The sequence below is a fragment of the uncultured Nostoc sp. genome (assembly GCF_964245575.1).
In the GTDB taxonomy this organism is placed as follows: Bacteria; Cyanobacteriota; Cyanobacteriia; order Cyanobacteriales; family Nostocaceae; genus Nostoc.
The window spans coordinates 1-14,107 of the sequence record NZ_CAXTNP010000188.1; the positions used below are offsets into that span (position 1 = coordinate 1).

Genomic DNA, 14,107 nt, shown 5'->3' on the forward strand with positions numbered 1-14,107 from the left:
AGTTCCGAGTTCAAAGGTCGAAGTTCCGAGTTCTCTGCTCAAAAACTTAACTACGATCGCTAAACCAATACTAAAATACGGCTGAATCAGCAGTTATTTTTAGAAGCTAAGGGCTTTATAGCGAGTGCTAAGAAGAACTACCTGTGATTAAGGAGCAATTAGGTAGCGCTCGCTCAAAATAAACTGCGTGTTTAACCTTCTTCAGCCAATTGTAGAATTCTACAACAACAACAAAGACTTTATTAACAACCTGCTCTCAGGTGCGTTACCGGCGATCGTCGGTTTTTTCTGGTGGCTTAAATGGCGACACCGCCAGCGACGCATTCCCGATAAAACTTTTGCCTTTGAGGTGATTACACCGAAGAGTCAAGACCTGATGCAGCGAATTTTGGGTGGTGAGGATAACGATCCTTTGGCTGATAGAAACATAGTTTACCAAGAACGTGTAGCAAATCGTTACATCCGCAATGAGTTAAAGCGGCAGCTAGAAGAACATCGCTGGATATTGATTTTAGGACGCACGGGATTAGGGAAAACGCAAGAAGCAGCCGAGTTGGCAAAGCATCTCAACCAAGAAAGCTGGACGGTGCTTTACCTCAAGTTAGGAGAATGGCTAGATATTCCGGCGGCTATGCCGAGGGAGATTGGCACAAACCGCAAGTTTGACAAAGCCCTCGAAATCAAACCCGACTATCACGAAGCTTGGTACAACCGGGGCAATGCGCTAAAAAATTTGGGAAGATTAGAAAAAGCGATCGCCTCTTATGACCAAGCCCTCAAAATCAAACCCGACGACCACGATGCTTGGTATAACAAAGCTTGCTGTTATAGTTTGCTAGGGAATATCGATTTGGCAATAGATAATTTGCAACAAGCTATCAACCTCAATCCTGAATGCCGAGAGATAGCAAAAACTGATCCTAATTTTGGCAATATTCGAGAAGACCAGCAGTTTCAAGATTTGATTAGTCATTAGATATTGAGCATTGGGCATTGGTTAGTAGTTAATCTACCGCAAAATTGGGCTACCGTGATGATGTACTAAATACCACTTATCGCCAAGAAACTGAAATACATTTGTAGCTGTTGATTGTGCTTCAAGTCTTCTCCCACCTACCACTTGGAATACATTTTCTCTCAGCACTACATAAGCAATTTTATCAGTTATTTCTGTAGCAATTATATATGTGTTTATTTCAATATAAGCGGTGTTTTTAAATATCTGCTCCCAAGAGTTGCGAATCTCCTTCCAACCTCGCAGTATATTACTTCCAGGATGAATACAAAAACTACCAGTTCCTTGTGACCATACTGTACTCATTGTCTCAATATCTTTTCTTTCAAAAGCTCGATAAAAAGCTGCATTAGCCGCTAAGACTTCATCCTTAGTCATGGTAAATTAAATAGTTAAGAGTTAGAAGTGCGAGTTATGAGTGAAGAGTTAAAAGTTAGGAGTTAGGAATTCCTAAATTATAACTCTTAACTTTTAAAAATAAATTAGTAATTCCCAATGCCCAACTCCTAATTATTTTTAACTGTCCTTATAGTTTGCAATAATTAGCTCAACTCTTGGAGACGCTCTGGTAGTAACTCGTGAAAGTGTCAACAAGTCTTCAATTAATGTTTGCATTCTCGATGCAGCATTCTGCATTCGTTCTAGGTAGTCACGTCCCTGTTCAGTTAAGGTGTCGCCACAGGTCGTTTTGAGGCGATCGCTTCTAATCCGTTACTCGCTTTTACCACCTGATACCCTGCTTCTGTGAATTGCTCACACAGATGCGATCGGATTAAATCGTTGTCGTCTACAACTAGAATCAGGTTAGTCATTTGTCCCTTCTGATTAAGTAATGACTGTGCCAATTTTAAAAATTTGAATTTGAATTGCAGAAAAAATTTAAACCCGACAATCTAATTAATTAGTTTTACGAGCAGAGAATTAATTTGTAGAGAAACATCAAAAATATTATTGTTCCCAGCCCCATAAATACAGATACGTCAGTAGTTTTTAACAAAATATTATACATGTATGACTTCGGACTGGGAGCGATCGCCCTTTTTCAGATTGCTAGGATGATGTCAACAAAATCATAGCGATCGCGCTTTTTGCTTGTATGCCATACACTCCGACCTCTCTGTTTTTAGGAAAGAAAAATGGAATCTTACTCCCCTTCCTTGCTGTTAAGGGGCTGTTATTGTTAGGTCTGTATTGAACTCAAAACAGAAGCCCTATAGTGGTGGGTTCAATGCCCACAAATTAATGTCATGAAAATTTGACATCATTGACATTGCTCAACATCTCATTAGCTGTTTATGTTATAGAATCATGACAATAAGATCCCAGAAGGGCTTATAAATTCGTGGAACAGGCAAAAAAGCTAGTTGTTACCCCTTGATCCCTAGATATGCTTAGTGGTTAATATTGACTTAACAAATCGAACTTCCCCGATCCCAAAGAAATGCTAATTTTGGCATAACTAAGGAATTGATTGGAAGTGACCCCAATTTAAAAACAGATTAAAAACTTAAAAACTGGGCAAAACCAGGAGTCAGGATAATAAATTCATCTGGAGTGGATGACATTTTACATAGCATTCTTTAACCAGGGGAAATCATTTACCGCTTAAACTACTGGAGGCCAAATTAATGGCAAAAGAACGCCCGCCACTAGAAGAGATGACCTTACGCCAACTACGCAAAGTTGCTAGCGAATATAGCATCTCTCGGTATAGCCGAATGCGTAAATCACAATTGTTGGCATCAATTCAAGAAGTCCAGCGCAGTAAAAATTTACTTAGTCCATCTCGTTCATTGGAGGCACAGGAAACCGTGGAAGCTGCAAAGTTTGAATTAGGTCAGGAAGATCGAACTGGTGGATCTTTGGCTGATATTGATGAAGGACTCGCAGATTTGCCCTCTGGCTATGGTGAAAGCCGGATTGTCCTCTTACCACGCGATCCTCAGTGGGCTTATACTTACTGGGATATTCCCAATGAGCATAAACAGGAACTGCGCCGACAAGGGGGACAACAACTTGCACTACGGATTTATGATGTTACCGACATCAATATCGAATTCCAAAGCCCCCACAGCATTCAGGAATATCCTGCTGATGAACTAGCTAGAGAATGGTATCTACCAGTTCCAGTTAGCGATCGCGATTATGTAATCGATATCGGCTATCGTGCTGCTGATGGTCGCTGGTTGGTACTCGCTCGTTCTGCTAGAGTACACATTCCTCCCGTCTATCCTTCTGACTGGATTGAAGATGTCTTCATCACTGTCAAATTTGAAGAAGATTTACGTGGTAAGACTCAATACGAACTAGTTCCCCCCGCCAAGAAGATTGCAGCTACCGCCAATGGTAATGCTGTTGTCAATGGTAACGGTAACCCCATCTACGACCAAATATTTGATCTAGCCGAATCTGCCGAAGCACTACGGGTTGCTGGTTCTATCTTCGGTTCCCAGCACCAAGTACCAGGTTCAGCGCGTCCTGAACAAGCTATTAGCTCCTACATTTTCCCATCTGGTGTGGGTATGTGGGCAGTTCCTACCGTGTCAGGCTTAACCGCAAGCGGTGCAGGAATGTCAGGTGTTGGCTTCTCAGCTTCCGCCGTACCAGTGCGTCCGCGCCAGTTCTGGTTAATTGCCGATGCTGAGTTGATAGTCTACGGTGCAACCGAACCCGATGCTACCGTAACTATTGGTGGCCGTCCAATTCAGCTAAATCCAGATGGAACATTCCGCTTCCAGATGTCCTTCCAGGATGGTTTAATTGACTATCCAATCTTGGCTGTAGCTGCTGATGGTGAGCAAACCCGGTCAATTCAAATGAAATTTAACCGTGAGACACCATCCCGAAATACCAACACCAAAGAAGAAGCTGTTTTAGAATGGTTCTCTTAAGTTTTGGTTCTTAGAGGATGTTTTAAAAGTCCTCTTGCGATGGCGTAACCGCCCGCAAGAAGCGATCGCAAAACGTTTTAGATCCTCCTAAATCCACGCCAATCGCTCATGGGGAGCCACTGCGGTGGACGGGTTCCCCGGCATAAAGCAAGTGGCGTGGAAACCCCCTTGTCTACGAGACGCTCCGCGTTCGCGTAGCGTTCTAAAGAAAAGGCGCTAGCCTCTTACGAATGGGAGAAGACCGCACTGGCTCCCCAATAAATTAGGGGACTTTGATTCCGATTCCCTGCTTAAAAGGGATACTTCGATTCCAGTTCCCCCTTTTTTTAAGGGGGGTTAGGGGGGATCAATAAGTGCAAAGATAAAGCCAACCACTTTTCAAACAACCTGTGAGATAAACTCCAGACTGAAATTTTAAATTATTCCCCGCTATAGTAATTCTGTAGCGGTTTTTTTTATGTATTATGATGCCTACAAAAAAATTATTTTTGTTATTTATCTTGATAATTGGTGCAACCTTATTATCAGGTTGTCAAGAGATTGAAGCAAATTCAGCCCCAAAAGCATCCAAAACTTGCCCTGGCAAAGATGTTAAGTTCAGCATTGATTTTTTTAAAACCAATAATCAAGGTAAAAGAAATCAAAGAGGTATTAACAATGTGATTATTTTTAATCCCAAATCAACAGAATTAGATTTCAAAGTTAATGTTGGTCTATCTCATAAACTCTACGCCAAAGATGCTAGGGGGAAACTGCGTAAAGAATATGTACCAAAACAGTTTCGTGAACTCATCGGCGATGAAAATGCCAAATTAAACGGACAGCTACCCATTGCCGCAATTAATGCCGACTATATAGGCACTGATGATAAACCACAAGGCTTAAATGTTTCTCGTGGTGTCGAGTACTCAGGAGCATTTAAAACTAAGCGTTCTTCCTTTGGGATATCAGGAGGTACACCCAGCCAGCGACAGGCTACTATCCAAGCTGGTAGAAGAAAAAGTGATATTCTCAATTACAATTTAGTGGGTGGTAATGGCAGATTTTATCGTCAGGGTAAATTTAAAGATATTTGTCAAGATTTAGGAGAATTTGCTTGTAAAAATGCTAAAAATCGCTCTATGGCAGCTATCACTAATCAAGGCTATGTAATCCTATTAGTTAATGACTTGAAAGCTAATTCAGATATTAAATTATCTCAACTTAATCAAGAGTTACTACCAGATATGTTTGATAATGTCCTAGAAGGTATTGCTAGCAATAACTGTTTAGGTAAGATTCAAGAGGGGATATTATTTGATGGAGGTATGTCTCCAGGATTGTATTATAACCAGAAAACTTATGTAGAAAACCTTGGGCCGATTGGTTCAGTTTTTTTGATTTACAAAAAATAAAATAGTTGAAGACTAGTACCGCAAGGTGGAAGTTTGCCTACCTTTCACAAGTTGCTCAAAGTAGAAGCAATACCCTGCCTTAAGCCGCAACTCTTAAAGACGCGATCGCGTTTGCGTCTACATGAATTGCCCCTACAAGTCTGGTTAATTGACATCGTAGCTGGATTTACGCCCTGCTGTACTAGATTTACTTCCATATAACTCAATTTTAGAATACTGACTCTTTAACTTTTTGCGAATTCTCAAGCTTGTTTGGATTCACCCAACGATTAACAAATTCGTGATTATGTTTGTACACCTTGATTTGCACTTGCTTGGAACTTAACTTGACTACTTCGGCGGGAATTCTTTGGACATCGCTAGAATCCGCGCGAGGCTTGTAAAGCCAAATGACTTTTTGCCCTACTTGAAAGTAGTCAGCATTACTAGTTAAAGAAGGCGCTTTTTTTGCCCAAGAGGGGAAAGCAATTGCTAAGTTGACCAAAAGTATTAAAACCACTAGAGTGATTTGGAAAAGTTTCATGATCATTACACTTGTCTTGGGTTTGGTGGGGTAATCTATCTGCTGATCTAGCATTTAATTATTATTCTCCTTTGCTTTTTCAAAGTTGAAAGTTATATACATTAAAATTTAGTTAGCATTAGTTTGCTCTTTGATTGCTGGCAAAATACCTAAATTTGATAGCATTAGTACCGCAAGGCGGAAGTCACGCATTCACGTATGCTTTAATTTTGGGCTTTCTGGCTGTAATGAAATGGTAGGTTTATTTCCGTCTACCTGTACTAGAGATTTGCAAAGTTAATTACTCAGTCAAAGGCTTGTATTAATCGCAAGCCAAGTTTGTATTTGTTCAAAGTAGAAATCTCTACTGATTTTAGGATAAAGCGACTTGTAAAATAAAAGCAAATAGTCTTATTTGTTAAAAAGATAAATTTAATTTATTATAAAAATTGTGATGCTTTGCTTTGAGATGACAATCTGAAACAATCACTCTCAATTCTGATTCAGTTTTGCCCTTTGCGGAGTGATCAGAACGATTTTCCCTATTCTCCAATTGCTGCGCCGCAGCCCAAAAGCTATGTTGTCGTACACCGTTATCTGGGGATAGAGGGCGTAATTTTGAAACACCATTGCGATGTCGCATTCCTTGGGTGGTAGCAAAGAAATTTTAAACCCAGATAAAACGTGTCAAATTATATAACAAAATAGTAACAATTGTTATAGGCTTAAAAAGCCCTTTACTTTTATATTTTTGGCGAAACTTCACTGCCAAAAAAGCACCAAAGCGATAAGAAATTACCTGTGACCAAATGCAATTGATACTTATCAAATGCAAACCTGGTTAAGTTAGAACATATTCGTGTCAGCAGCATAGGTGATTTCCTACGTCCTGGTTATTTCTTTTAATCATTTTAGGTCAACGAAGAGGCAGTTCTTGAAGGTGGCTAAAAGTTTGGGGAAATGCCCCATTCTCCTGCTATCGTATAAGTTCATAGTTGGTGCTTTAGCGCTAAAGCACCAACTATAGGATTCATATTTGATTGCGTGAAATACACGTAGGGTGCGTTAGCCACTCTGGCTAACGCACCATCAGATAGTTTGGTGCGTTACACTACGTGATAACACACCCTACATATACTTAAATTTTTTCATAAATCAAATCGGATTCCTATATGAACAATGCCTACCCCTCAATCTAAGCAATTAATTTCTGCCAGCTAGCAGGCCCGACAATCCCATCGGCATCTAAACCATTTTGCTTTTGAAAGTTTTTAATTGCAGCCTCTGTTTGCGGACCGTAGACGCCATCATTATCAACACCTAAACGGTATTGCAAGTATCTGACAACTGCATTACCAGCATGGTTTGGTCTGAGTATTCGTTTTGCCAAAATTAGATTTATGGCATTCCATGTAGCTTCGTCAGCAATTCCAGTCGCTTGAACCCCGACAATAGTTTGAAATTTTTCTACGGCAGATTTTGTATTAGCCCCAGTGAAGCCATCTTCTACTAACGCCTTACCATTTTTATCAGTTATTTTGAGTCGATTTAAGGATTTTTGCAGTCTGAGAATAGTTGTATCTATGTTCTCCTCTTCATCTGGTACAGGGGGAACAGGAACACTTGGCACTTTACCAGTTAAGCCTTTGACGATCGCATTGGCCATTGCTTCTGGATTATAAAGATTCATATCTTTTTGCGAATCGACAAAGCAACCTTCTACCAGAATCGCAGGCATATCCGTATTTTTCAGAACAAACAAGTGAGAACCACTCTTAACGCCGCGATTGAAAAATCCTAATTTTACGATTTCATCTAATACAGGTTTAGCGATTTTTCTACCTGTCTCGCTAGTTGCAAATACTTCTGTGCCATTAGCTTGCCCGTTAAAGGAGTTAAAATGAATCGAAACGTAGATATCTACTTTACTCGAATTAGCTGTAGAACATCTTTTTGAGAGTGATTCCCGGACTGTACTAGCACTACTTGGTTTACATACTACGACTTCATTTCCTAAAGCTCTTAACTTGGCTATAACTCTATTACCTACATCTAGAGTTAAATTATCCTCAACTTTGAGTCCTCTGGCTCCGGTGTCTGGTGGACAATTGTGCCCACTATCAATTCCAAATTTCATGATTTTATCCTCAACTTACTTATTTTGATACTGCTTCAAAACTCTTCAATTTTAAAATAAAAAGTTTTGCTAATAAATTTGTTTAGCTACTTTTTGGCAATGAGCGGATTATTTTAACCATTAATATCCTGGTAAATAAAATAAGTTTTTTACAAACTTTTTAAGCAGATTTTATGTGGCAAAACCCTCTTTTGGCAAGGTTGATTGTAAGAAAAAACACAACAATCATAACTTATCAAAATCGGGAAGAATCCGGGGAAAAGTCGCAATCAACTAAAATGCAGCAATTGCGCCCATGCTTAAAATAATAACGCTTCGGAAAAGTAGAAAGCTATGACAAATGTACCTAGTGCAAGAAGGCAGAGTGGCACAGGGCGTTGCAGAATAGTGGGATGAATTAGGGCAAGCAGGGGAGGCTGGCGTTGCAGGGGGAGAATTTTGGAAGTTGTTAAATCATCGCACTTTCTCTATAACGCCGAGCACAGAAGCAGAAAGGCAGAAAATCAGAGGGGTAGAAGGAAGAAAACTTGATAACATAGGCTTTTCAGCCTGATCAAATGATATGTTTATTCGCGCCATTCTATACTAGTACAGCGCGGCGTAAATCAAGCTACCATTTTAAAACTTGCAAAAGCCTTGATATATAAAACTTTTTAATGCGTGAATGCGTGACTTCCGCCTTGCGGTACTAGTACGGCTAAATGACCGAAATCTGTTGGTAGATATTTAACAATCAGCCTGAAAGCAGGTTTAAGATCAAGGTAAAGAAATATTTCGTAGCTTACAGGCATGAAACGCATCGTCTTGGTTGCTGGGTTTGAATCGTTCAACGCTGACTTGTATAGAAAAGCAGCTTTTTTGGCTAACTCTCGCTGTCCTGAGTTGGATATTCGGGTATTTAGTGATCGCGATCTTACTAGCATTCGTACTGAGGTAGAAACAGCACTTGATCACGCTGATGTGTTTTTCGGTAGCCTACTATTTGATTATGACCAGGTTGTGTGGTTGCGCGATCGCATTGCCCAAATTCCCATCCGCCTGGTGTTTGAGTCAGCCTTGGAATTGATGAGTTTAACCAAGGTGGGTGATTTTGCCATTGGCGACAAACCCAAAGGAATGCCCAAACCAGTTAAATTCATCCTCGACAAATTCAGCAACGGACGAGAAGAAGACAAACTTGCTGGTTATATCAGCTTCTTAAAAATTGGCCCCAAACTACTGAAATATGTCCCAGTGCAAAAAGTCCAAGACTTACGCAACTGGTTAATTATCTATGGTTACTGGAATGCTGGCGGTTCAGAAAACGTCGCCTCATTATTCTGGACACTGGCAGAAAAATACTTGGGTTTAAAAGTCGGCGACATTCCCCCGCTAATTGAAACCCCCAACATCGGATTACTCCACCCCGACTATCAAGGATTTTTTGAATCGCCCCGCGAATATTTGGAATGGTATAAAACCTATTGGGGAGACGCGATGAATCGCGTCTCTACAAAACCGATTATCGGGATTTTACTTTACCGTAAACACGTCATCACCAAACAACCCTACATTCCCCAACTAATTCGCAGTTTTGAATTAGCCGGGTTAACTCCTTTGCCCATTTTCATCAATGGCGTGGAAGGACATGTGGCGGTACGAGATTTGATGACAACCGACTATGAAATTCAGCAACGACAACTAGGTAATATAGAAACTCCCTCACTATCTAATGAAGCAGTAAAAGTGGATGCGATCGTTTCGACAATTGGCTTTCCTCTGGTGGGTGGCCCGGCTGGTTCAATGGAAGCAGGACGTCAGGTGGAAGTAGCAAAGCGCATCCTCACTGCCAAGAATGTACCTTATATTGTTGCTGCACCACTATTAATTCAAGATATTTCCTCGTGGACACGCCAAGGTGTTGGCGGATTGCAAAGTGTAGTATTGTACGCGTTACCAGAATTGGATGGGGCTATTGATACCGTTCCTCTCGGTGGTTTGGTGGGCGAAAATATTTATCTGGTTCCTGAACGGGTGCAGCGATTAATTGGTAGGGTAAAAAGTTGGGTGGCTTTGCGGCAAAAACCTGCATCGGAACGCAAGATTGCGATCATTTTATATGGGTTTCCCCCAGGTTATGGTGCTGTGGGTACAGCTGCATTATTAAATGTTCCGCGTAGTTTGCTAAAGTTTCTCCATGCACTCAAAGAACAAGGTTACACCGTCGGAGATTTACCGGAAGATGGGGAAGAATTGATTCGCTGGGTGAAAGAGGCGGATGAATCTTTAAATGACGGGGAGAATATCCCTGCATCTGTCAACGCCCGTACTTTAGAAAAATGGTTGGGATATCTGCAAACTTCCCGCATTGAAAAACAATGGAAATCTCTCACGGGAACTGGAATTAAAACTTATGGCGATGATTTTCAGATTGGCGGTGTGCAATTAGGAAATGTGTGGATAGGTGTACAACCACCTTTGGGGATACAAGGTGATCCCATGCGCTTAATGTTTGAACGGGATTTAACGCCACATCCGCAATATGCTGCTTATTATAAATGGTTACAAAATGAGTTTCAAGCTGATGCTTTGGTTCACTTTGGAATGCATGGGACGGTGGAATGGTTGCCTGGTTCTCCGTTGGGTAATACGGGTTATTCTTGGTCGGATATTCTGTTAGGAAATTTGCCTAATCTATATATATATGCGGCGAATAATCCTTCTGAGTCGATGTTGGCGAAACGTCGCGGTTATGGTGTGTTAATTTCTCATAATGTACCGCCTTATGGTCGTGCAGGTTTGTATAAGGAATTGGTGGCGTTGCGTGATTTGATTTCGGAGTATCGTGAAGATCCGCAAAAGAATTATGTTTTGAAGGAAGGGATTTGTAAGAAAATTGTGGATTCTGGGTTGGATGCAGATTGTCCGTTTGAGGATGCTAAACGGTTGGGGATTGCGTTTACTCCGGAGAATGTGCGGATGTTTAACGTTCGTGCTTTTGATGATTATTTGGTGGAGTTGTATGAATATTTGCAGGTTTTAGAAAATCGGTTGTTTTCTTCGGGGTTGCATACGTTGGGGGAAAAGCCGAATGAGGAGGAGTTGGGGTCGTATTTGGAGGCTTATTTTGGGGAAGAGAAAGGAATAAACGAACCGCAAAGACGCAAAGGACGCGAAGAAGAAAGAGAAGAAGAAGAAAAACTAATAAGGGATTTGTTGATGCAATCTACGGATGAGTTAACGAATTTGTTAAGGGGATTGAATGGGGAGTATATTCCGCCTGCGCCTGGGGGGGATTTGTTGCGGGATGGGGCTGGGGTTTTGCCTACGGGGAGGAATATTCATGCTTTAGATCCTTATCGGATGCCTTCGCCTGCGGCGTATGAACGGGGACGAGAAATTGCTCAAAAAATTATTGTGCAGCATTTGGATGAATATGGGACGTATCCGGAAACGGTGGCGGTGATGCTTTGGGGATTGGATGCGATTAAAACTAAGGGTGAATCTTTGGGGATTCTTTTGGAGTTGGTGGGGGCTGAACCTGTTAAGGAAGGAACTGGTAGAGTTGTTCGTTATGAATTGAAGCCTTTGGCGGAGGTTGGACATCCGCGCATTGATGTGTTGGGCAATTTGTCTGGGATTTTCCGGGATAGTTTTGTAAATATTATCGAGTTGTTGGATGATTTATTTCAACGGGCGGCTGATGCTGAGGAACCGGAAGATCAGAATTTTATTAGAAGACATGCTTTAGCTTTAAAAGCCCAAGGTGTGGAAAATGCATCGGCGAGATTGTTTTCTAATCCGGCGGGTGATTTTGGTTCTTTGGTGAACGATCGCGTGGTTGATGGTAACTGGGAATCTGGTGAGGAGTTAGGCAATACTTGGCAAAGTCGCAATGTATTTAGCTACGGGAGAGAAGATAAAGGTCAAGCTAGACCGGAAGTGTTGAATACGTTGTTAAAAACTAGCGATCGCATTGTTCAAGAAATCGATTCGGTAGAATATGGTTTAACGGATATTCAAGAATATTACGCTAATACCGGCGGTTTGAAAAAGGCAGCAGAAAAACAAGGCGGGAAGAAGGTTACAACCAGTTTTGTGGAAAGTTTCTCGAAAGATACTACACCGCGCAATTTAGATGATTTGCTGCGAATGGAGTACCGCACTAAGTTGGTAAATCCCAAATGGGCGCAAGCGATGGCGAATCAAGGTTCTGGTGGTGCTTTTGAAATTTCCCAACGGATGACGGCGTTGATTGGTTGGGGTGGTACTGCCGATTTTACCGATGATTGGGTTTACGATCAAGCGGCTGATACTTATGCGTTAGACGCAGAGATGGCGGATAAATTACGCAAGGCAAATCCGGAAGCTTTTCGCAATATTTTAGGGAGAATGTTGGAGGCGCATGGGCGGGGTTTCTGGGAAGCTGATGGTGAGAAGTTAGATAAGTTGCGGCAATTGTATGAGTTGACAGATGAGGAGTTGGAGGGTGTGACGGTTTAGAAAGTAGATACGTTAAAACTTAAAATCAAGACACTAACGATTAATAAAAATTATGGAGAATTCTTTTACTGCTGTATATGAAAAGTTAGATGACTGGTATATTGGCTACGTTCAAGAGTTACCTGGTGCAAATGTCCAAGAGAGAACTCTGGAAGAAGCTAGAGAAAGCCTACGGGAAGCGATAGAGTTAATTCTAATATCAAATCGGGAACTCGCAGAGCAACAACTCTCCGGTAAAGATGTCGTTCGTAAACAGATTACTGTCAAATTATAGTGAAAAGACGTGAATTGATTCGCCATCTCGAAGAAAACGGCTGTTTGTTTCTTCGAGAGGGTGGAAGGCATACGATTTACTATAATCCAATACGCTTGGGTTAAGGAAAATTGTAGGTTGGGTTGAACTTTAGTGTTACCCAACAAATCGCCAAGAATGTTGGGTTTCGTTCCTCAACCCAACCTACGCTCTACGCTCTTTAAGGTTTTTGACGCTAACCCAAGCGTATTGTACTATAATCCATCAAACAACAGTTCCAAGGCATACTGAGATTGTTGATATTCTAGCTATCAAAATTTGCAAAGATTTGGAAATTTCCCCACCCTAGTGTTGTAAATGAAGCGTAAAACCTTCTCTTCTCCTTTCGTTTGGGACGCTGCACGGCGAACAAAGACGCACTTGCGTTCGAGAGGCTTTGCCTTCGGCATAGCTTCGCTTAAGGCGGTAACGTCTCGTAAGAGAAAAAGCGTAGCTTTGGGGTTCTTATTTTTGATTTATGTAAGAGGTATTATCTCAGACAACAAGCAAAAGCGATGTCTACGACGGGCTACGCCTACGCTCCTACGCTTGAAACTGTAAAAATTTAAACCTTTGCAGCTAAGATTACTTCATGTATAAGAAAGGCTTAAGTTTTTCTAGCAAATGTATAAGTCGTTGCTGCAAACGCTTAATACTTTGCAACAAATGTTCTTCCATGTATAAGAAAGGCTTAAGTTTTTCTAGCAAATGTATAAGTCGTTGCTGCAAACGCTTAATACTTTGCAACAAATGTTCTTCCATGTATAAGAAAGGCTTAAATCATTGCAGCAATTGTTGTAACGAACTTATCAATCTATTTAATGCCTAGAAAAAATATAGTCTAAGTGAAATTAACTAAACTTTTAGAGATGCGATCGCAACTGATTTGCTATATTTTCCCATGACAATCAGAAAAGCTTGGTATAAAACAGTACTAATAACCTAGTCGCAGAGATGTATTATGGCACGTCGTAAAAGAAATTCCAGCGTTTTAGAACGAGCCGATCGCCGGATTGAAAGTTTACAATCTATCAGTGTAGAACTTGACTTTGGCCAAGGATTGACTATACAAGCTTACACCATGACAATTAACCATCTCCGGTCTAAGCTTGCTGCTTACAACACTGCATTATCTACCATTGACAAACTTACAGATGACGTGAATAACGCCGAAAAGGCTGTAATAGCGATGTCAGAACAAATGTTACTAGGAGTTGGCAGCCGTTACGGTAAAACCAGCCCAGAATACGAGATGGCGGGTGGTGCTAGACGAAGTAATACCAAGAAGAAGCGAAGCGTACTAGGCAATTCCAAACCCACCAATTCTTTAGCAGCTGATTCTGTTGAGCTTTCTTCTGCAAATGGATCTATGAATGGGGTGTCGGGTGCGATCG

The 14,107-nt window shown here is 41.1% G+C and carries 10 protein-coding genes and 1 pseudogene; 6 read left to right on the forward strand and 5 right to left on the reverse strand.

Translation table 11 applies throughout. From position 1 onward, the window contains the following. Window positions 1-187: 187 nt before the first annotated feature. Window positions 188-976 carry a tetratricopeptide repeat protein gene (locus ACFFAP_RS25435; protein WP_375513823.1) on the forward strand — a complete coding sequence of 263 codons (789 nt, stop codon included), beginning with the start codon at window positions 188-190 and terminating at the stop codon, window positions 974-976. A 33-nt stretch (window positions 977-1,009) separates the two neighbouring features. On the opposite strand, the gene ACFFAP_RS25440 is transcribed toward ACFFAP_RS25435, so the two are convergent. The 3 genes and pseudogenes from ACFFAP_RS25440 to ACFFAP_RS25450 all read right to left on the reverse strand — a co-directional run bounded on the left by ACFFAP_RS25440 (window position 1,010) and on the right by ACFFAP_RS25450 (window position 1,827). After that, window positions 1,010-1,393 carry a nuclear transport factor 2 family protein gene (locus ACFFAP_RS25440; RefSeq protein ID WP_375513824.1) on the reverse strand — a complete coding sequence of 128 codons (384 nt, stop codon included), beginning with the start codon at window positions 1,391-1,393 and terminating at the stop codon, window positions 1,010-1,012. Between the two features lie 159 nt (window positions 1,394-1,552). Next, a pseudogene (locus ACFFAP_RS25445) lies at window positions 1,553-1,714 on the reverse strand (histidine kinase dimerization/phospho-acceptor domain-containing protein); the annotation flags it as partial. Beyond that, the gene (locus ACFFAP_RS25450) at window positions 1,681-1,827 is read right to left on the reverse strand and encodes a hypothetical protein (RefSeq protein ID WP_375513825.1); all 147 of its coding nucleotides are present in this window, start codon (window positions 1,825-1,827) and stop codon (window positions 1,681-1,683) included. The gene ACFFAP_RS25450 and the pseudogene ACFFAP_RS25445, both read right to left, overlap by 34 nt. A gap of 816 nt (window positions 1,828-2,643) precedes the next feature. Here ACFFAP_RS25450 and ACFFAP_RS25455 point away from each other — a divergent pair. Both ACFFAP_RS25455 and ACFFAP_RS25460 read left to right on the forward strand, forming a co-directional pair. Then, window positions 2,644-3,906, forward strand: coding sequence for a DUF4912 domain-containing protein (locus tag ACFFAP_RS25455; RefSeq protein WP_375513826.1), 1,263 nt, complete (start codon window positions 2,644-2,646; stop codon window positions 3,904-3,906). A 467-nt stretch (window positions 3,907-4,373) separates the two neighbouring features. Continuing rightward, the gene (locus ACFFAP_RS25460; protein WP_375513834.1) at window positions 4,374-5,300 is read left to right on the forward strand and encodes a phosphodiester glycosidase family protein; all 927 of its coding nucleotides are present in this window, start codon (window positions 4,374-4,376) and stop codon (window positions 5,298-5,300) included. 208 nt (window positions 5,301-5,508) lie between these two features. Here ACFFAP_RS25460 and ACFFAP_RS25465 read toward each other — a convergent pair whose 3' ends face one another. Both ACFFAP_RS25465 and ACFFAP_RS25470 read right to left on the reverse strand, forming a co-directional pair. Next, window positions 5,509-5,823 (reverse strand): hypothetical protein, encoded by a 315-nt coding sequence (locus ACFFAP_RS25465; protein ID WP_375513827.1) that lies wholly within the window; start codon window positions 5,821-5,823, stop codon window positions 5,509-5,511. Between the two features lie 1,174 nt (window positions 5,824-6,997). Beyond that, the gene (locus ACFFAP_RS25470; RefSeq protein ID WP_375513828.1) at window positions 6,998-7,939 is read right to left on the reverse strand and encodes an N-acetylmuramoyl-L-alanine amidase; all 942 of its coding nucleotides are present in this window, start codon (window positions 7,937-7,939) and stop codon (window positions 6,998-7,000) included. A 789-nt stretch (window positions 7,940-8,728) separates the two neighbouring features. Between ACFFAP_RS25470 and bchH the strand changes: the two genes are divergently transcribed. From bchH to ACFFAP_RS25485, 3 genes are all read left to right on the forward strand, one after another. Further along, window positions 8,729-12,421, forward strand: coding sequence for a magnesium chelatase subunit H (bchH, locus tag ACFFAP_RS25475; protein WP_375513829.1), 3,693 nt, complete (start codon window positions 8,729-8,731; stop codon window positions 12,419-12,421). Between the two features lie 52 nt (window positions 12,422-12,473). After that, window positions 12,474-12,695 carry a type II toxin-antitoxin system HicB family antitoxin gene (locus ACFFAP_RS25480; RefSeq protein WP_375513830.1) on the forward strand — a complete coding sequence of 74 codons (222 nt, stop codon included), beginning with the start codon at window positions 12,474-12,476 and terminating at the stop codon, window positions 12,693-12,695. 979 nt (window positions 12,696-13,674) lie between these two features. Beyond that, a partial coding sequence (locus ACFFAP_RS25485) for a hypothetical protein (RefSeq protein WP_375513831.1) occupies window positions 13,675-14,107 on the forward strand: 433 nt, incomplete at its 3' end.